This is a genomic window from Koromonas soli, from assembly GCF_059726265.1.
In genome coordinates this window covers 801552-821470 of the sequence record NZ_AP040872.1, presented here as the reverse complement: position 1 = coordinate 821470, position 19919 = coordinate 801552, and the positions used below count along the sequence as shown (strand labels likewise).

Below are 19919 nucleotides of genomic sequence, written 5' to 3'. Positions count from 1 at the left end.
CGTGGCGATAGCAGTGCGGAAGTGGTGGAATTGGCAGACACACCATCTTGAGGGGGTGGCGCCGAGAGGCATGCGGGTTCAAGTCCCGCCTTCCGCACCATACGTCCTCCCCGGTTATTTCTGGCTGGAGTTGTACGTTCCAAACGTCCCAAGCAGGCAGAGTTTAGAAATGTCCGGTGTGTTCCCTCCACCGGGAAGGAAAAGCATGTTACTCGTTCTGGTCACTATCATTCACGTTATTGTTTGCCTGTTCCTGATCGCCGTCGTTCTTCTCCAGAGCGGCGCCAGCGCCGATCTCGCAGCCGCCTTCGGCGGTGGACTGGGCAGCCAGACCGCATTCGGACCGCGCGCAGGCGCAAACCTGCTGACCAAGCTGACCACTTGGGCTGCAATCATCTTCATGCTTACCTCGTTCACCCTGGCCATTATGTCGACACGTGGATCCGGTAGTGGCGGCTCGGTGCTCGGCAATCAGAAGGCTGCTCCGGCGAAAACCGCTCCGGCAAAGTAAGTAAAGCTTCTACGCAAAAACCCCGCCTTGGCGGGGTTTTTCATTTACAACAAGCAGTCCCCTATTTCTGGAGGAATGGGTTCTGTTCGCGTTCCTCACCAATTGTCGTCAGCGGCCCATGCCCCGGAACCACGATCACATCATCCGACAAATCGAGAACCTTGGTGTGCAGCGAATGCAGTATCTTCTGATAACTGCCCCCCGGAAGATCTGTCCGCCCAATCGAGCCAGCAAACAACGTGTCTCCCGCAATCAGCTTCTTCTCCGGTTCAAAGTAGATGCATAGGGAGCCTTCAGTATGCCCAGGGGTGAGCATGATTTCACCACTCAGCTTCCCTGCCGAAATCTTCTGCCCCGCGAAGGGGCTGTCGTCGATTTCCACCCTGCCTGGATCCCTCATACCCAGCCACTGTGCCTGCATCGGTAGCATCGCGACCAGATCGGAATCATTTTCATTCAGTAGGATCGGGGCTCCCGTGATCTTCTTAAGTTCCATAGCGCCGCCAATGTGATCGAGGTGAGCGTGTGTGATGACGATCTGCTTCACCTGCAGGCCATGGCGCGCCACAATGGCAAGGATCTCCGAAACATCCGCACCGGGATCAATGACCATCGCCTCATGCGAGGTTTCGTCGCCGATGATCGAGCAATTGCACTGAAGTGGGCCAACCGCGAGTATTTCGTGAATCATACAAAGATCATATCTGCCGCGCACGAAGGTTTCAAAATCATACGCCCTCGTCTAACCTTCGGAGCACCAGCCCAATGCCTTCGCGGAACTCGGATTCAGGCGCGATGAGGCTCACCACAAGATATCCATGCGCCGGAAAGTCAAAAAAGTGCCCCGGGTGAACAAGCACGCTGTCGCGCTGCATCAGCTCGATCGTAATATCCTCATCGCTGCGCATGGCACACGTGCGCAGTACTGCATACCATCCCGCGTCGAGTGCCAACCTCGTCGTCATGTTGCAGGTGGCAAGTTGCTGATCGAGTTCCCGCAAATTACCTTGAACCCGCTCCCGCAATTGCCTTTGAATCCCATGCCGCGTCTCCAGCAATTCAGGAATTCCCCATTGGACCGGAGCATTCGGCGAGAGATACGTATCGGCAATCACATCCATCCGTTCCAGTGCAGTCTCCACCAGGGCATCAGGACCGCTCGTGGCGATCCACGCCACTTTGATTTGCGGCAGCGCACAGATTTTCGAGAGCCCGCTGAGCGTGAATGTCAGTGCCGCGTGGTTCGCTGAAAAGCTCAGTGTGCTTTCATCCCCCAGCCCGTAATCCAGAAAGACTTCATCGGCCACAATCGCCAACTCGTGCTCGCGACAAAGTGCGTTCAGTCGTTCCAATTCCCAGCTCTTTGTGTAGTGCCCGGTTGGATTGTTAGGATGCACAACCATGATTGCCTGCGAGCGCGGCGTAATGGCACGCTTCAGCGACTCGAACTCAATCTGCCAGCCGTGGTCATACACCAACTCATATGGCACGAGTTCCACGTCCTGAATGTCAGCCAAGAACTCAAACAGCGGATAGCTCGGCGAAGGCACCAGAACCTGGTCTCCCGGATCGCAAAGCAGCCGAAAACAGTACGAATAAGCCTCGCTGGTACTGACCGTCAGGATGATGCTCTCCGGCGACAATGCAATACCGCGCTGCGCATAGTAGCCAGCCACTGCCTCGCGAGCCGGCAGGATTCCCTTCGAGGCTGGCTCGTACTGGAGAGCGTTAGCGTGTTGCAGCGAGCGCAATATGCGCTCCTGCTCGAAGTCCAACCCAACAGTCGTAGGATTCGAGGCCGTCAGGTCCAGCAGACGATCGCCACTGCGGCGCGCGGCGTCAAGCGCCAGCGAAAAGCGATTAAGCGCAAGGTTCCAGTTTGTTCTTCGTGCAAACATGCTGTATTGACGTTATCGCGCATGAACGCCGCGAGCAAGCAGCCGCGCACTGCGCCGATTCTGCGGTATATATTGGAACAGGAATATACCCTTACATCGCTGGACATTTCTGTGAACGCTCTTCTCCGTTTCTTCGAAGTTGAGGCTCGCGGCAGCAATTTTCGCCGTGAAATCCTCGCCGGGCTCACCACGTTCACCACGATGGCATACATCGTCGTGGTAAACCCTGCCATCCTCAAGACCGCCGGAATCCCCGCAGGGCCGTCGATGACTGCGACTATCCTGGTCTCTGTCGTCGGATGCCTGCTTATGGGCTTCTATGCCAATCGCCCCTTTGCCATCGCGCCATACATGGGTGAGAACGCATTCATCGCATTCACCGTTTGTCTTGGGCTGGGACTGCGATGGCAAACCGCTCTGGGCGCGATCTTCATTGCGGGCATTGCATTCATCCTGCTGACCGTTTTGCGGTTGCGGCAGTGGCTTGTGGAGTCCATCCCCACCTCGCTGCGCTACAGCTTCGCCGTAGGTATCGGCTTATTTCTCGCCTTCATCGGACTCAACACGACAGGCATCGTGGAACTGGGTGTGGCCGGGGCTCCGGTCAAGGCAGGCGCGCTCACTGCTGCCCCCGTACTGGTGTCAATCTTCGGATTCCTGCTGATTTCCGCCCTGGTGATCAAGAAAGTGCCGGGCGCACTTCTCCTTGGCATTGTGATTACGGCCTTGGTCGCGTTTGCTACGCACGTAGCACCCTGGCCTCATGGATTATTCGGTGCACCCGCAAGTATGTCGCCCATTTTCGGGCAGATAGATGTGCGCGGCGCGCTGTCTCCCAAGTCGCTGCCAGTCGTGCTCATCATCTTCATCATGGCTTTCGTGGATACAATGGGCACCCTCATTGGCATCTCTGCTCGCGCGGGCTTTCTGGACAAGGATGGAAATTTACCGCAGATCGAGCGTCCGATGATGGCCGATGCGATTTCCACTTCGCTCGCACCGCTATTTGGTACCACCACAACCGGAGCGTTCGTTGAGTCTGCCACCGGAATCGAGGCTGGCGGGCGCACCGGAATCACGGCCATCGTAGTCGCCGTCTGCTTTGCGCTGTCGGCTTTCGCGGCACCGTTCGTGGCTGCTATTCCGCCACAAGCTTATGGCCCGGTGCTGATCGTAGTTGGGCTGTTTATGCTAGCGCCGATTACACGGATCGACTTCACCGACTACACGGAATCAATCCCGGCCTTCGCCGTCGTGTCCCTTATGTGCTTCACCTACAACATTGCAGTCGGAATCACAGCAGGATTCCTGCTTTACCCGTTCTGCAAATCGCTGCAAGGCAAGTCCCGCGAGCTGCATTCAGGATTGTGGGTACTGGCTGCGTTGTCGCTGCTGTTCTTCATCTTCTACCCTTACAAGTAGAAGCACGCTGATTTGGGGCAGAGCTTAATCGACGCTCTCCAACTGCTCACTGAGCTCTGCCCACTCGTTCTCAAGCGAAGACAATTCGGAGCGCTTTTGCTCCAGGAGAGCAGAAACACGCTGTGTCTCCTCTGCGCTTACAAAGCGGCTCAGCGACTCTTCACACTCGGCGATTGCGGCTTCCGTGTCGCTAACCTCTTCTTCCACCTTCGCCAAGCGATCCTCCATCTGCTTGCGCTTCATGGGATTCACGCGCCGCTTCGTTTCCACCACAGGAGCAACTACTGGCTCCGCCACCGCAACGGCGGGCGCGCTAGAAGCTCCGCCTATCGATGAGCGGAGTGATTCCTCCAGCGCCTGAGCGACGTTTTCCTTACGCCACAGGTAATCTTCGTAATTGCCCGGGTAGATGTTTACTCCACCGTCCGCAACTTCAAATACCCGCGTCGCCAGGCGGTCGATAAAGTAGCGGTCATGCGAAACAAAAACGCACGTGCCGCTAAACTTCTGTAGCGATTCGAGCAATACATCCTTTGCGCGAATATCGAGGTGGTTTGTCGGCTCGTCAAGCAGGAGGAAGTTCGAGGGGTGCAGCAGCATCCTCGCCAGCGCGTAACGGTTTCGCTCACCGCCGCTGAGCACGCCGATCTTCTTGAACACGTCGTCTTCGCTGAATAAAAAGCTGCCAAGCAGGCTGCGCAACTCGGTCTGCGAGCGCGGCGCGACGATATTCAGGTCGTCAATCATGCGAGCTTCGGTATCGAGTTCCTTGTATTGATCCTGCGCAAAGTAATCCACCTCAACGTTATGGCCGAGCGCGTATTCACCGCTCGATACTGGCTCTGTCTGCGCCAGCATCTTGATCATGGTTGACTTGCCTGCGCCGTTCACACCAACGAGCGCGATGCGTTCGCCGCGCTCGATTGTGAAGCTCACGTTTCGCAAAACCTGCTTCTCGCCGTAACTCTTGCTGACGTTCCTGAATTCGGCAACGATTCTGCCGCTCGGCTTCGGCTGAGGGAAGGTGAAGTGAATCGTCTTCTCTTCCTCGGGAACCTCGATACGCTCGATCTTTTCCAGTTCCTTGATGCGGCTTTGGACCTGTTTGGCCTTTGTCGCCTGATAGCGGAAACGCGAGATAAAAGCCTCGAGTTGCTCAATGCGCTCGCGCTGATTCTGATACGCGGCTACCAGTGAATCCCGCCGCTGCTGCTTCTCTCGTAGGTACTTGTCGTAATTGCCGGTATAGAAGTGCACGCCCTTGTTCCATATCTCCACGATCTTCTTCACTGTTACGTCGAGAAAGAAGCGGTCGTGCGAGATAAGAACGTATGCATATGGATAATCGTTCAAATACCCTTCGAGCCAGTTGCGAGTTTCAAGATCGAGATGATTCGTAGGCTCGTCGAGCAACAGCATGTTCGGCTTTGCCAGCAGCAGCTTTGCCAGCGAAATGCGCATTTGCCAACCGCCGCTGAACTCCTCGGTCTGGCGCAGCCAATCATCCTTACCGAACCCGAGCCCGGTCAGCACGGCGCCTACCTGCGACTCAAGGCTGTAGCCATCTCGATGCAGAAACTCACTTTGGACGCGATGAAAACGCTCACTCACCTGTTCATACTCTGCGCTGGCAGGATCGACCTCGCTCATCCGACGAGTCAGGTCTACCAGTTCGCGCTCCATTGCGTGCACATCTGCAAAAACCGACAGGCACTCGGCAAACACAGTGCGGCCGCTCAGGTTCAATCCGTCCTGCGGCAGGTATCCCACGCTCACGCCTTTGCCGCGCGTGATGGTACCGTAGTCGAGCGTCTCAATCTCGCCGATGATTTTGAGCAGGGTGGATTTTCCTGTCCCGTTGCCGCCCACCAGACCTATCCGGTCCTGGGGAGTGATCAACCAGTTCAGGTTTTCGAAGAGTAGTTTGTGGCCGTATCGCTTACCGGCACCCGTGAGCTGAATCATTCAGAAGTGAACCGCACCGTGAGTTGTCTTCTCATTCTCTCACGGATGCGCTTTTGCGCTGGCCTCACGCTGCTGCTCGATCCTATATCGCCGCTCCGTTGCCGATTCCGTCTTGGCTTCGTCTGCGCGCCCCTGCGCAGCCCGAATCTGCGAAAGCAAACCGTGATAGCCCGGACCGCGCTCGTTCAATTTAAGCGCTATCGACATAGCGCGTTCGGCTTCTGCAATATTGCCAGTCGCAAGATCCAATTTTCCCAATTTGTAAGCAGCTTCGGCACGCAATACACAATTGTCTCCGCTGACAGATTGACACGCAGCGGGTTCGGTCAACTCCAAAACTCTTTTCAGCCCCGTGCGCGCCTTCTCGTACTGCTTGTCATCCAGGAGAATCGCCGAACGCGCCTCCCAGACCTTTACGGACACAGGATGATATGCAAGCGCCTGATCCATCAGTTCGATCGCTTTCGCAAAGTTCTTCTCGTCTTCATACATAGAGGCGAGTTGTAACTGCGCCTTCGCCTGGCTCGGAGCGATCTGGTCCACGCGTCGCCAGAGTGTCCACTCGGAATCCCAGAATCCGGTTTCATGCCACGTTAACGCAGACCATAGCGCAACTACGCTTAACACTAGGGACACACGGACCTTCGGCTGTAAAGGGCCAAGCTTGAGAACCGCCCATGCCACCATCACGCAAAACGCATAGCCCGGAATGTAGAGATAGCGTTCGTGCTGACCAACCATGGTCGAGAGCAGCACCGCAGGAGACAGCGTCAACACAAACCAGAAAATCAGGAAGGCGGCTGTGCTCGATTTCCACCTCAGCCATAACAACGCAACCGCCGTCATCAAGAGCAGAGCGCCGAGGCCCGGCAGCACAAAATTTCGAAATGTAGGCTGGTGAAAGATTGTGACCGCGTATTCGACAGCGAGCCCCCAGGGCGCGACAAGATGTCGCACATACCACCAGATCGCAAATGGTCCTGTCCAGAGATTCGCGTGAGTGTATGTGGGGTGAATGTATTCAGCACTAGCGGCCGGAGGCTTGATGACCTGATGGCGGATTGCCATGTACACAACCGCAACCACGGTGTAAGCGGGCAACGCTGTTAGTATCCGCGAGATTCGCTCCGCCCGCGGAGAATTGAGCCACAAATAAACAGCGATCAACGCCGGAATCACCAGCATGGTCTCTTTGGTAAAGATCGCTGCCGTAAACATCAGCACCGAGCCGGCAAGCTTGGTCCTCGAGTTACTCCCATACCAATCAAGGAACCAGATCAACGACGCAAAGAAGAAGACTCCAGCTAATCCATCGACAACACTGCTGCCGATCCACGCAACACTTTCGACCTTCGAGGGATGCAGGCCGAACAACAATGCCGAGAACAGCGCCAGTCTATCATCGTGCAGCAATCGCCGTCCGAACTCGAAAGCAAGAATCACCACCGCCAGGTGCATCAGAACCGCAAACAGGTGCGACCATCCCGGAGCCCCGCCCGTAACGTAGCCCAGCAGAAATCCCCAGCACATCGCAATCGGGCGGTAATATACCGAGTGAGCTGTCCCGTCCGAGCCGAAGATATCGTGTACAAAGAACTGTCCGATGTCCTGTAACCGCGGACTCCACGAACTCGGAATGTTATCGTCGTACACCGTCGAGAAGGCCACGGTTCGCACATAGATCGCGAACACCAGAATCAGCCCCATTCGCAGGAGCCAGGGTGTCGTTTGCATGTTGGCTGCAACGCGTGACCAGCGCGTCGCAGTCGTGCCCTGCTCTGACGCGGCCGGCGCCGGCTTTTTGTCTTCGGGAATCGTCGAAGTTGGCATGATTCAGGTGCAGTTTATCGCAGCAACTCTCGCACTTTGAAGCAGATTCGCCCTGGAATGAACGTTTGCTGGTTACGTTAGCTGCAGTAATGTCGCACTCAGGATATAATCGATGCAGCATACCTGAGTTTTCGTTCATTCGCTTCGTCACAGAATCGTGCAACGGACTCGCGGCAGAGTTCCCCTGCCTCATGCGCGCGCTGCAAGCGCTGCGCCCCACAAAAAGCTTGCACGAGTTGTTCAAAAGGACTAAAGGTTTTGACCACCCAGATTCGCAACATTGCCATCATCGCCCACGTCGATCACGGAAAGACCACGCTCGTTGACTCCATGCTGCGCCAGAGCGGCGTATTTCGCGCAAACCAAGAGCTTGTGGACCGCGTCATGGACTCGAACGACCTCGAACGTGAGCGCGGAATCACCATCCTTGCCAAGAACACGGCAGTTTTTTATCACGACCTCAAGATCAACATCGTGGATACCCCGGGCCACAGCGATTTCGGCGGGGAAGTCGAACGCGCACTGAAAATGGTGGACGGCGTCATGTTGCTCGTCGACGCCAGCGAAGGCCCTCTTCCGCAAACGCGCTACGTTCTGAGCAAAGCTCTCGAAGCTGGGCTGAAACCCATCGTGGTCATCAATAAGATCGACCGTCCCGACGCTCGCGCACAGGAAGTCCTCAACGAGGTTTACGACCTTTTCATCGACCTCGATGCGGAAGAATCGCAACTCGACTTCCCTGTCCTGTACACAAACGGTAAGCTCGGCACGGCTACGACTGATCCTGATGTTCCGGGCACGAACCTTCAACCTCTGTTCGAAGCCATCGTGAACACGATTCCTGCACCTGCAGGGGACGCCTCCGCCACATTGCAGATTCTGGTCGCCAATCTTGATTACAGCGATTACCTCGGACGCCTCGCCATTGCGCGCGTTTTCAATGGCACGCTGCGCACCGGCGAAGAAGTTGCTATTGCCAAGCTCAACGGCGAAATCGAAAAGATTAAGATCACCAAGCTTTTCAGTTTCAGCGGCCTGAAGCGCACTGACATCACCGAAACCGAGCTTGGAGACATTGTGGCTGTCGCCGGAGTTGCCGGAATCACCATCGGCGAGACGATCACGAGCTATGAAACTCCCGATCCGTTGCCAAAGATTCTGATTGACGAGCCCACCATCGCCATGCAGTTCCTGGTGAACACCTCACCGTTCAGCGGACGTGAAGGCCAGTACGTCACCTCGCGCAATCTCGGCGAGCGTCTCGAAAAGGAGTTGCTGACCAACGTTTCGATCCGCGTCGATCAGACTGCTCCAGACACCTTCAGCGTGATGGGACGCGGCGAACTGCAACTCGCCATCCTCATCGAGATGATGCGGCGCGAGGGCTTCGAACTCGCAGTAGGCAAGCCCGAGATCGTCACCCGCACCATCGATGGCAAGCTCATGGAGCCCGTTGAACTGCTGACGGTGGACATTCCCGAGGAGTTCATCGGTGTGGTCATCGAGAAGCTTGGTGTTCGCAAGGCCGAGATGCGCAAGATGCATAACCACGGCTACGGTCGCGTGCGCATCGAGTTCCGTGTACCGAGCCGCGGCCTCATCGGCCTGCGCAGCGAGATGCTCACTGAAACGCGCGGAACCATCGTGATGAACTCGCTCTTTGATGGCTACACCGAATGGCTCGGGGTGATTCCTCAGCGAGCAGCCGGTGTCATCACCTCAGACCGCAGCGGTACCACAACGGCGTACGCTCTCAGCGGTCTGCAGGATCGTGGAGAACTTTTCGTCGGCCCCGGCGTGGAAGTTTACGAAGGCATGATCATTGGCCAGCATTCACGCGAGAACGACATCGACGTAAACGCTGTCCGCGAGAAGAAGCTGACCAACATGCGTGCTTCCACCTCCGACGAAGCCATCCGCTTAATTCCGTTCCGCACTCTCAATCTCGAGCAGTGCCTGGAGTTCATTTCGGATGACGAACTCGTCGAGGTCACCCCGAAATCGCTGCGCCTGCGCAAGAAGATCCTGCAGGCGAACCGTCGTCCGCGAAAAGGCACCGAACCGGTGGCCACCGAAGCGTAAGACGCGCCAAGGCTTCAGAGAGAATCCCTCCTTCGCGGAGGGATTTTCTGTTTGCTGAATGGAAGTGTTCCACCTGTCACCGCAAAACGAAGTTGCAGTTTAGAATCCTTGCGTCGTATTACCGCCCGAAAAGGGGGTCAAATATGAAGAACATTTTCCTGAGTGCATACCGCACCGCCACCATCGTTACTTTGTCGCTATGTTTCACAGCAGGAGCTCACGCACAGAAACTCTCACCAGCTCTTGAGAATGCCGTTGGCACGTGGCAGGTAATAAATGATCAAGGCAAGCCTGGCGGCAAGGTGGAAACTTATCTGGTGAATGGCAAGCTTTTCGGCAAGGTTATCGAGCCTCGTCCTGGACGCAAACCAGGTGACGTCTGCACGAAATGTTCTGGCGAGCTGAAGGATAAGCCGATTCAAGGTCTGATTATCATGCGCAACTTCAAGCCTGAGGGCGACGACTGGGTCGGAGGAACAGTCGTGGATCCGGAAAACGGCAAGGAGTACAAAGGAAAAATCTGGGCCGTTGGTTCCGACAAGCTTTTCATGAGAGGGTATATAGGGATTTCGCTTCTCGGACGAACTCAATCATGGAAGCGAATTACGCCATAAACGTGTGCCGCACGCCTTGCGTTATGACCTTATCGGACCAGACTCTTGCAACGGTTTCTGATGCTGGGCAAAACGCTCTCTGCGACTTTCGAGCAGGACCCTTAGGATGTAAAACACGATCAGCAGATTGATGATCAGCACGACGACTTTTGTCCAGTGCGGATGGGCAATCAACGAGAAGACTTCAAAAGGCACGTAGACGGCCCCGGAAATCACGGCGAACCACTCTGCCCAGTGTCTTTCATACCACAGGCCATATGCTTCTACCAGCCTGCCGGTCGAGTACACAAAACCGACCGACACTGCCGTCCAGATACCGCGTCCTGTCGTCCTGTCGGCCAGATCGTAGAACCAGTCTGCCACCCGGGAATCCGGGTTCAATCGCAGCACGTCCACGATGTGGTCCACCACCACATCCAGATCCTTGTGCAATAAAGATAGGAGCGTGAGGCAGAGAGCAATTACTGCTATGCCCTTCAAAGCCTCCACGACTGCCACCGTTCGCAAGCCGCATTTGTGGCTCGAATTCTGCATTCCCTTAGGACACCCGGTCACTTCAGTTAGATGAAGGCCACCGTGTCCAATCTACACGACCGGACCCCACCCGAGAAAAAAAGAAATTGAGTCACCAGCTCTGGTTCGCGCTGGCCCCGGTCCAGTACGGGCAGGATACAACATGGCATCTCACATGCTCATCCCAACGGTACAAGTAATACTTGAATATTCTCCAGGAGATTTGCTGTAAGCATGGCGACTGTCGAGCAACGCCCACTCCCATCCACACCGGGCGTTAGCCCAACTTTGCCATGGACCGAGCGCTTGTATGCCGCTGTGAATGCTCACAGTGGGGTCGTGCTCTCAGTGCAACTCGGACTGTACTTTGCGGCTGCCTTCGCCTTGGCCGCCCTCAAGCCGTTCTGGTTCGACGAGATCATCACGTTCAATATCGCGCGCCAAGGCAGTTTCCATGCCATTTGGAACCTGCTGATGCGCGCTGCCGATCCAAATCCGCCTCTATCGCACATACTCACCCTCGGTTCTATCCGCGCATTTGGGACCTCGGAGATTGCGGTTCGACTTCCGGCGATTTTAGCGGGGGCGATCACCCTCTTCTGCATCTACGAATTTCTTGTTCGCCGAATCTCGCCAATATTCTCTGCCGTGGGAGTCTTCTTCTACATGACAACCCATGCCTTCGACTATCACTATGAGGCGCGATCCTATTCGTTTCTCGTATGCTTTGCCGCAATCTCTCTGCTAGCTTGGCGCTGGACGCATGAATCGCGGCGCAAACGCACTGCGGCCGCTCTCCTAGCCATTTCGCTGGCTCTCGGGCTTTCGTCGAACTACTACGGAGTGCTCGCGTTTTTCCCGCTTGCCGCCGGAGAACTCGTAGCCAGCCTCCAGCGCCGAAGAGTGTTCTGGCGTGTCTGGATAGCCTTCGCCGCCGGGGCCACGCCGTTGCTGGTGTATCTGCCGCTCGTGCGCGCCGCTGTGGCACGCTTCTCGCCCTACGCCTGGAACAAGCCCTACCCAGAGTTCATGATCGACGCCTATACGCAAATGTTGGAGGCCAGCGTTTGGCTCGCCGTGTCGATCATCTATGCCATATTCGTCGTGCTTGCCTATGAGCGACTACAGCTCGGACTTCGGCGCACACCAATCCTCCGGCTCCCTGAGTTCGTGGCTGTGACATTGCTTGCAGGCTATCCGGTGCTCGGCTACCTGATGTCCGTCCTACGTAGTGGCATGATCAGCGCCCGTTTCGTGATTCCCTTCTGTATTGGCGTGTCCATTGCATTTGCCATCGCCGGATTCAAGCTTTTCGGACGGAATACCGCCGCTGCGCTGGCTTGTCTCGCTATCAGCTTTCTCTGGTTTGCCTGTCGGGCGGGCGACATCGCAGGAGACTACAGTAATCAGCGCCAGGCACTCGATCGCATCATCGCCAAGCTGCCTCAACAAGGGATGATCCTTGTACCCGACTCGCTGCTCGCAACTCCGCTCCACTACTATGCTCCGCCGGAACTCGCTGAACGGCTGATCTTCCCAATGGACCTGAAGGCGATTCGCAAGTACAAGCGTGAAGATTCACCCGAACAGAACCTCGCCGCGGCACCCGAGATCTATTCCATTCCGATCGTTTCACTGAAGGATTTCCAGACGGCCCAGCCCGACTATTACGTACTGGGCCCTGACGACAACTGGCTGCTCCAGGAACTTCGAGACGATGAGGTTCCCGCTCACCGCGTTGACATAGACTTTATTTCTCACGATCTGGGAGGCTTCACCCCGCTGGCTCACCGGGACGTGGCACTTTTCCGGGTTGACAGCCTTTATGCCGAAACCTACATTCACTAGACAGCGTGATTGAAAAAATGAAGAAAACTGCCATCATCATCGGCGCCGGACCGGCTGGCCTTACTGCCGCATACGAACTGCTTAAGCGATCGGACATTCAGCCCGTCGTGCTGGAGAAGAGCACCTATATGGGCGGCATCTCGCGCACTGTGGAGTACAAGGGCAATCGCATTGACATTGGCGGCCACCGCTTCTTCTCTAAGAGTGACCGTGTCATGAACTGGTGGCTCGAGCAGATGCCGCTCGACCATGCTGCCCCCGCGACAAATACGGGAGAACAGCTCATCCACTACCAGAATAAGCAGCGCCCGTTGCCTGCCGACACCCCCGTCGGTTCAGGGCCGGAGACAATGCTGCTTCGCGAGCGCAAATCTCGTATCTATTTTCTGCGCAGATTTTTCGATTACCCTATCCAGCTTAGCGCGCAAACGCTCGCCAACTTGGGGCTATTGAGGGTGATCCGCATCGGCTTCAGTTACCTCTGGAACTCGCTCTTCCCGCCCAAACGCATCGACAATCTTGAGCAGTTCTTCATCAGCCGTTTTGGAGGCGAGCTCTACCGTACATTCTTCCGATCCTATACAGAAAAGGTTTGGGGCGTGCCATGCGATCAAATCAGCGCCGAATGGGGTGCCCAGCGCGTCAAGGGGCTCTCGATCACGAAAACCATAGCGCACCACCTTCGCAAGCTATTCCAGCCGAAACAGGACCTTCGCCAGAAGCAGGTGGAGACCTCCCTGATCGAGCAGTTTATGTATCCTCGCCTCGGCCCCGGACAGCTCTGGGAGATTGTCGCCCGTAAGGTCAAAGAAATGGGAGGCGTCGTTCACACTCAGTTTCAGGTGGATAGCATTCAAGTCGAAGGCGATCGTGTTGTCAGCGTTGCTGGCAAGGATCAAGCCGGTACTGCTCAGACATTCCAGGGTGATTACTTCTTCTCGACCATGCCCATCAAGGAGCTGATTCACTCACTAAGCACGCCCGCACCTGCCAACATCACCGAAATAAGCGATGGGCTTCAGTATCGCGATTTCGTCACCGTCGGACTGCTGGTGAAAAAGCTCGTGGTGAAGGACCCCACCAGTCCCAACACGCTCATTAAGGACAACTGGATTTACATCCAGGAGCCCGAAGTGCGAGCCGGACGTCTGCAGATTTTCAACAACTGGAGCCCGTATCTCGTTCGCGATCCCAACACTGTCTGGATCGGGGTCGAGTATTTCTGTTATCAGACTGATGATCTGTGGACCATGCCGGAGAAGGACATGGCCGCGCTCGCCAGCCGCGAACTCGCGACCATCGGCATCATTGATGAGGCCGACGTGCTCGACGCCACTGTCCTGCGCATGCCAAAGACCTACCCGGCATATTTCGGCACCTACGAGCGTTTCGATGAGCTTCGTGACTACCTGCTGCGCTATCAGAACCTTTTCCTTGTGGGCCGCAACGGTATGCACAAGTACAACAACCAGGACCACTCGATGCTGACGGCCATGACCGCCGTTGACAACATCCTGAGCGACCGCCTCGACCAGTCGAACATCTGGGCCGTGAACACTGAAGCCGAGTATCACGAAGAGAAGGAAACGCCACAGGGCAGCCAAACCGCCAAGGACGTGGTTCGTCCTGCCGAGCCGGTACAACCTTCAGCGCCGGGCAGTGCCGTGGATTCAACGAGCCGCTTTTAAGGCTATGATAGAGGGATGAAGGTTCTTGCGAGATTCATGCTGGCGGCGGCTGCCCCCGAACACTTTCCTGCGCCCGATCTTCCGGAAATCGCTTTCCTTGGGCGCTCGAACGTCGGGAAGTCCAGCCTGATCAACTCGCTGGTAAGTGCAAAAATTGCAAAGACCAGCAACACACCTGGACGCACCCAGACCATCAACTTCTTTGAGATTCGTTGGCCTGGGCGTCCTCGCCCTGAACTCGTCTTTGCCGATCTTCCCGGCTATGGCTACGCTCGCGTGCCAAGGGCTATCACTCGTACTTGGCCGGAGTTCATCGAGCCATACTTGGCCAAGCGCCCCTGCCTGAGCCTCTGCCTATGCCTCGTGGATGCAAATATCCCTCCCCAGTCCTCTGACACGCACATGATCGACTACCTGCGCCAGACGAATCGTCCCCTGCTGGTGGTCGCCACCAAGGCTGATCGAGTGGGAAACCGCCTGCAGGCTTCGCTGAATGCGCTAAAAAAAGCACACGGAATCGATTCCCTGCTTCCGTACTCAGCGAAGACCGGTATGGGGCAGGATGAACTCTGGAGAAGGCTGCGCGAGGGTACAGGTGCCGCAAACAGCGAAAGCGCCTGATTTGCTCGGACCCGAGTTCCGCACGTATTCTGGCTTCCGCATCCCGTATGGCTGCTTTTGCTAAGTAACACAAAACAAGTCTCCTAGCGCGTGCATCTTTCAAAAACAACTCCTCGCCCTCGGGTCATTCGCGATAAGTGGCGAATTTGTAGTATCATATCTTCGTACTATGTCTCGTCGGTCTAGATAGAACGGGTGGGTATCAGGGCGGCGTGTTCAATCTGCAGGTTTTTTCTGCAACCCGTGACGCCTCCGGGCGTTGTGTGGAATCCGAACCAGCGAATTCACCGCACGAAAATTGAACTTGAGCTATTCCACCAGCTCTCCCCCGATGTTTCAATTTCATCGCAGAGGTAAAGACAAACTCCATGGCAAAGAGAAGAGGTAATCCCAACTGGGGCAAGCCTGAACCAATTGGCCCCGTAACCCCCACCATCACCGAGTTCGAACAGGTTGTCCGTGAATTCAAGCTGACTCCGGACCAATACCTCCGTTCCACCCGACTTCGTGAGTGGGCGCGCAGAAATAAGAACTCAAAGTACATTCCCGAGCCGCTTCTCGAAGCCTGGGGATTCGAAATTGAGTCAACCCTGTAAGAGTGGAACCAATTAAGACGGAAATAAGGCCGCTGCTATAGCGGCCTTTTGCATTTCCTCTGCCGCCTTCCAGCCCTCATTCACGCCGTTTGGCTGTTCCCTCGATTGACGGGCATAGACCTCGGGTGCGATATTCAATTGTTACATTGCGATAAAATTTAGTGAGACAAACTCTGGGGAGGCTCCCTTCATTTGCCTGCCCACCAGGAGATTTCTCCTCAGCTATGCGCTTGATCCCGCGCGAAACGAAGTTCTTCGACCTCTTTGCCGACATGGCAAACAATCTAACCACCGGCGCTCGCCAGCTTCGAGATCTATTGCAGAATTACCAGGACGTATCTGCCGGAGTTCAGAAGATCAAGGGTACGGAGCATAAGGGCGACGACATCGCTCATGCCGTGTTCGTAAAGCTGAACTCGTCCTTCATCACCCCCTTCGATCGTGAAGACATTCACCTTCTGGCAAGCTCTCTCGATGATGTGCTCGACTTCATCAACGCCGCCGCCGATCGCCTCACTACTTACAAGATTCATAACCCTCCCGCAGCCGCCGTCGAATTAGCCACAATCATCCTGCGCCAGGCGGAGGAGCTCGCCAAGGCCGTCGCTCTCATTGAAAAAGGCGACGCTCTGATCGAATATTGCGTCGAGGTGAATCGCCTCGAGAACGAAGCGGATGGTGTCAGCCGTGCCACAATTGGTCGCCTCTTTGAGACCGAAACCGATCCTATTCAGCTCATCAAGCACAAGGAACTGCTCGAAGTTTTGGAGATGGCCACTGACAAGGCCGAGGACGCAGCAAACGTGCTGGAAACCGTAGTACTCAAGAGCGCCTGAGTAACGGCCCACATCGCGGATGGGGCAGCGCCTCCGCTAGAGGTACGTCTTGAACACTGGATTGCTACTGCTAGTTTTCACCTGTCTGGTGGCTCTGGCTTTTGACTTCATAAATGGCTTTCACGATGCGGCGAACAGCATCGCGACGGTCGTTTCCACGCGCGTTCTCTCCCCAAAATTAGCCGTAATCTGGGCTGCGACGTTTAACTTCATTGCAGCCTTTATCTTCGGCATTGCCGTCGCAAAAACAATCTATGGCGGCATGATCCACATCAGCGCCGTCACGCAGTACGTTGTCCTCACCGGCCTGCTCGGCGCCATTGTTTGGGATCTTCTGACGTGGTGGTGGGGACTTCCCACCTCGTCTTCTCACGCCCTTATCGGTGCTTACGCCGGAGCGGCAATTTGTCGCACCGCGTTACTTTCGGGTTGGCACGCCGCGCCACAGATCCTGATCACCAAGGGCTGGATCCGGACAATCACCTTCATCTTCGTATCTCCGGTAGTTGGCCTCGTCTTGGGCTTTTTCCTGATGGTCGCGGTCTCTTGGATTTTCCGCAGAAAATCACCGCGGCAGGTGGATACACTTTTCCGCAAGCTCCAGTTGCTTTCCGCAGCTTCGTACTCCCTCGGTCACGGCGGAAACGATGCGCAGAAAACCATGGGCATCATCGCCGGAGCTCTCTATTCCGCGCACTATATGTCGCAATACGACGTAACCCATGACTGGGGACGCTTGCACTGGCCCATCATCATCATGGCCAATGGTGCGATTGCGGCGGGCACGTATTTCGGCGGGTGGAAGATCGTGCACACAATGGGAAGCAAGATCACGAAGCTCAAGCCGGTTGGTGGCTTTTGTGCGGAAACAGCAGGCGCACTGACCCTGTTCTCTACCGCCATCCTCGGCATCCCCGTCTCGACCACGCACACCATTACCGGAGCCATTGTTGGCGTTGGAACCACACAGCGCGTCTCTGCCGTGCGATGGGGAGTCGCCACCCGTATCGTTTGGGCATGGGTTCTCACCATCCCTGCTTCGGCAACGGTTGCCGCTCTATTCTTCTACCTGATCTACCTGGTTAATCCAGCCGCTTAGAACCAATCTACAAAACAAAGGGGAGCCATCATGGCTCCCCTTCATTGCTTACAGCCTAGGATCACCAGACGCGGCAGGCATTCTCCCGCACCATCGGTTGTCCTTTGCGGCATCCGAAAGCCTTGGCAAACTCCGCCTGATTGCTCAGCGGCGTGTTCACACGGTACTTTGCGAGCGAATGCGGGTTGGTCGTAATCTGCATACGCTCAATATCCGGACGCGCGGTTTCACACCAGCTAAACGCATAGCTTTCATAGAAGCGCTGCCGCGCCGTGAGCCCGTCTTCTTCCGGGGTATCCAGCGACTTGCCACGGGACTTGTAGAGGTTTTCAAGAGCGATCATCGCCAGGTGAATGCCGCCATTGTCGGCCGTGTCCTCCCCCTGCGTCAGCTTGCCATTTGTCTTCACGCCGAGTTCCGGAACGTCATGGGTGTACTCGGTCGCGAGGCAATCTCCACGCTCGTCATAGGCCTTCGCGTCGGCTGGAGTCCACCAATCATGCAGATTGCCCTTGGCGTCGAACTTGCGACCCTGGTCGTCGAAGCCGTGCGTAATCTCGTGCCCGATCACCATTCCGATGGCGCCATAATTGGCGGCATCCGACTGGTTCGCGTTAAAGAACGGCAGCTGCAGAATTCCTGCGGGGAAGTTAATCGTATTGTTCTGCGGATCGTTGTAGGCATTGATCGTCGGTGGCGTCATCGTCCATTCCATCTTGTCCACCGGCTTATTGATCTTGTTCAACTGGCGACGTACCTCGAATGCATTCGCCGAGTAAACATTTGCCAGGTAATTATCGGGAACGACTTTCACAGAGGAGTAATCGCGCCAGGTGTCCGGATACCCGATCTTCTGAATCATCGCATCCAGCTTCTCGATAGCCTGTTTCTTGGTCGGCGGCGCCATCCAGTCCAGCTCGCCTACATCCTGCTTCAGAGCGTTGCGAATGCCGGTCATCAGTTCCACAGCTTTCGCTTTGCTCTCGGGCGGGAACGCCACCTTCACGTACTCCTGCCCCAATGCCTCGCCGAGTCGTGCATCGACCGAGGCGACGCAGCGGCGCCACTGCGGAAGCATCTTGGGAGTGCCCTGCAGCGTCGTTCCAAAGAAATCAAAGTTCGCCTGCTCCATCTCCGGAGTCGTCTTGTTGGCCGAGGCGCGAATTGTCCACCAGCGCAGGTACGACTTCAGCTCGTCCAGCGACCGGGCCTTGATCTGTGCATCCAGCGCGGGAAGGAACTCGAGCGTGGTCACAATGTAGAATGGCGGAGTAGGCGGGTTCATCGCCTGGATGTACTCATCGATGTTGAATGACGGCAGTGCTGCCCGCACCTGTGCTAGCGACTGCTTGTGATAAATCTTCACCGGATCGCGGCGGTCCACCGCAGGCATTTGAGCCTTGGCCAGAGCCAACTCAATTTCGTATACCGCGGCTGCTTCCTTTGCAGCCTTGTCCGAATCATCGCCCGCCAGTTGGAACATTCGCACGAGATGCTTCTTATAAGCTTCGCGAATCTTCTTCGAGTTCTCGTCATCGTTCAGGTAATAATCCCGCGACGGCAGAGAGAGTCCGGCTTGGTCAAAGCCAGCAACCATCTTCGAAGAATCTTCGAGGTCCTGTGTCTGCCCGAATCCGATCAGGGCTGTGCTCGTTTGGTTATCGTCAGCTTCCCACGCCGGAAGCAAGCCGCCATGCAGGTGCGCGAGCAATTTCGGCAGCTCCTGCTTGCTCTTCATCGCATCAACCGGCTTCAAGGCGTCAGCCAGCCAGAGCTTCCCTTTTGCGGCGCGCAGATCGAGATCCATACAGCTCTTGTAGTAATCGCCGACGAGTTTCTCGGTTCCCTTAGACGAAGAATTCGCCGCAGCCTTCTCCAGTGTCTCGCGCAAGATCGTCTGGTTCCAAAGGTAGAGAGGAGTTCCCGTCGAGACCGCCGGCAGATCGCTGGGGATCGGATGCGATGCCTGCCACTTCGAGCAACTGTACTGATAGAAGTCCACGCAAGGGTCCTTGGACTTGTCCACCATCGAGGCATCGAAGCGTTCCAGCTTCGGAGCAGTTTGATTGTTCGCAGGCTGGTTGGCTGCTGGTGTTTGCGCGAAGCAGATGCCACTTCCTAACAGCATCAGGTATCCGATTCGGCTCAAAATCTTCTGCATGAGCACTCCAGATCGTTTCCAAGATTGTTTACTGCAGCGCTCCGATTCTACTTCCGTCGGCCACACCGCTTTTCAGCATGTACGTTTTTCCAAATGAACGAGTTCCGTGGATAACGAAAGTCAAGCTCAGAGCTGAAACCCAGAACAAAGGCGCAGAATGGAAGATGCAGAATTCCGCACCGGAGTTTCTCTCTCGAGTAGCAGATCTGCTTCAAGGTGGACCTCGAAACACGAT

The 19919-nt window shown here is 55.9% G+C and carries 16 protein-coding genes and 1 tRNA gene; 11 read left to right on the top strand and 6 right to left on the bottom strand.

The window, feature by feature from the left end; all coding sequences use genetic code 11:
- Positions 1–15: 15 nt before the first annotated feature.
- Positions 16–100 (top strand) — tRNA-Leu (locus AC6IY8_RS03535).
- Between the two features lie 105 nt (positions 101–205).
- Positions 206–511 carry a preprotein translocase subunit SecG gene (gene secG / locus AC6IY8_RS03530; protein WP_497777314.1) on the top strand — a complete coding sequence of 102 codons (306 nt, stop codon included), beginning with the start codon at positions 206–208 and terminating at the stop codon, positions 509–511.
- Positions 512–572: 61 nt separating this feature from the next.
- On the opposite strand, the gene AC6IY8_RS03525 is transcribed toward secG, so the two are convergent.
- Positions 573–1202: an MBL fold metallo-hydrolase gene (locus AC6IY8_RS03525; RefSeq protein ID WP_497777313.1), complete on the bottom strand. Its 630-nt coding sequence runs from the start codon at positions 1200–1202 to the stop codon at positions 573–575.
- Between the two features lie 37 nt (positions 1203–1239).
- The gene (locus AC6IY8_RS03520) at positions 1240–2409 is read right to left on the bottom strand and encodes a pyridoxal phosphate-dependent aminotransferase (RefSeq protein ID WP_497777312.1); all 1170 of its coding nucleotides are present in this window, start codon (positions 2407–2409) and stop codon (positions 1240–1242) included.
- A gap of 21 nt (positions 2410–2430) precedes the next feature.
- Between AC6IY8_RS03520 and AC6IY8_RS03515 the strand changes: the two genes are divergently transcribed.
- A complete protein-coding gene (locus tag AC6IY8_RS03515) occupies positions 2431–3831 on the top strand; it encodes an NCS2 family permease (protein ID WP_497777311.1) in 1401 nt (466 codons plus the stop codon).
- A 24-nt stretch (positions 3832–3855) separates the two neighbouring features.
- Here AC6IY8_RS03515 and AC6IY8_RS03510 read toward each other — a convergent pair whose 3' ends face one another.
- Together AC6IY8_RS03510 and AC6IY8_RS03505 are read right to left on the bottom strand one after the other, a co-directional pair.
- Positions 3856–5796, bottom strand: a complete 1941-nt coding sequence (locus tag AC6IY8_RS03510) for an ABC-F family ATP-binding cassette domain-containing protein (protein WP_497777310.1) — start codon at positions 5794–5796, stop codon at positions 3856–3858.
- A gap of 39 nt (positions 5797–5835) precedes the next feature.
- The gene (locus tag AC6IY8_RS03505; RefSeq protein ID WP_497777309.1) at positions 5836–7626 is read right to left on the bottom strand and encodes a tetratricopeptide repeat protein; all 1791 of its coding nucleotides are present in this window, start codon (positions 7624–7626) and stop codon (positions 5836–5838) included.
- A 258-nt stretch (positions 7627–7884) separates the two neighbouring features.
- Between AC6IY8_RS03505 and typA the strand changes: the two genes are divergently transcribed.
- On the top strand, positions 7885–9708 hold the full coding sequence (typA, locus tag AC6IY8_RS03500; RefSeq protein ID WP_497777308.1) for a translational GTPase TypA: 1824 nt from the start codon (positions 7885–7887) through the stop codon (positions 9706–9708).
- 143 nt (positions 9709–9851) lie between these two features.
- Positions 9852–10322 carry a DUF2147 domain-containing protein gene (locus tag AC6IY8_RS03495; RefSeq protein WP_497777307.1) on the top strand — a complete coding sequence of 157 codons (471 nt, stop codon included), beginning with the start codon at positions 9852–9854 and terminating at the stop codon, positions 10320–10322.
- A 21-nt stretch (positions 10323–10343) separates the two neighbouring features.
- On the opposite strand, the gene AC6IY8_RS03490 is transcribed toward AC6IY8_RS03495, so the two are convergent.
- Entirely contained in the window at positions 10344–10856 is a 513-nt protein-coding gene (locus AC6IY8_RS03490; RefSeq protein ID WP_497777306.1) for a DUF2127 domain-containing protein, read from the bottom strand.
- 213 nt (positions 10857–11069) lie between these two features.
- Here AC6IY8_RS03490 and AC6IY8_RS03485 point away from each other — a divergent pair, with 213 nt between their 5' ends.
- The 6 genes from AC6IY8_RS03485 (at position 11070) to AC6IY8_RS03460 (ending at position 17523) form a co-directional block, all read left to right on the top strand.
- The gene (locus AC6IY8_RS03485; protein ID WP_497777305.1) at positions 11070–12683 is read left to right on the top strand and encodes a glycosyltransferase family 39 protein; all 1614 of its coding nucleotides are present in this window, start codon (positions 11070–11072) and stop codon (positions 12681–12683) included.
- Positions 12684–12688: 5 nt separating this feature from the next.
- Positions 12689–14371 (top strand): NAD(P)/FAD-dependent oxidoreductase, encoded by a 1683-nt coding sequence (locus tag AC6IY8_RS03480; protein WP_497777304.1) that lies wholly within the window; start codon positions 12689–12691, stop codon positions 14369–14371.
- Positions 14372–14386: 15 nt separating this feature from the next.
- On the top strand, positions 14387–14992 hold the full coding sequence (yihA, locus tag AC6IY8_RS03475; protein WP_497777303.1) for a ribosome biogenesis GTP-binding protein YihA/YsxC: 606 nt from the start codon (positions 14387–14389) through the stop codon (positions 14990–14992).
- A 368-nt stretch (positions 14993–15360) separates the two neighbouring features.
- Entirely contained in the window at positions 15361–15588 is a 228-nt protein-coding gene (locus AC6IY8_RS03470) for a hypothetical protein (protein ID WP_497777302.1), read from the top strand.
- Between the two features lie 224 nt (positions 15589–15812).
- Positions 15813–16424, top strand: a complete 612-nt coding sequence (locus tag AC6IY8_RS03465; RefSeq protein ID WP_497777301.1) for a DUF47 domain-containing protein — start codon at positions 15813–15815, stop codon at positions 16422–16424.
- Positions 16425–16473: 49 nt separating this feature from the next.
- Positions 16474–17523, top strand: a complete 1050-nt coding sequence (locus AC6IY8_RS03460; RefSeq protein ID WP_497777300.1) for an inorganic phosphate transporter — start codon at positions 16474–16476, stop codon at positions 17521–17523.
- A 61-nt stretch (positions 17524–17584) separates the two neighbouring features.
- Here AC6IY8_RS03460 and AC6IY8_RS03455 read toward each other — a convergent pair whose 3' ends face one another.
- The gene (locus AC6IY8_RS03455) at positions 17585–19684 is read right to left on the bottom strand and encodes a M13 family metallopeptidase (protein WP_497777299.1); all 2100 of its coding nucleotides are present in this window, start codon (positions 19682–19684) and stop codon (positions 17585–17587) included.
- Positions 19685–19919 lie beyond the last annotated feature (235 nt).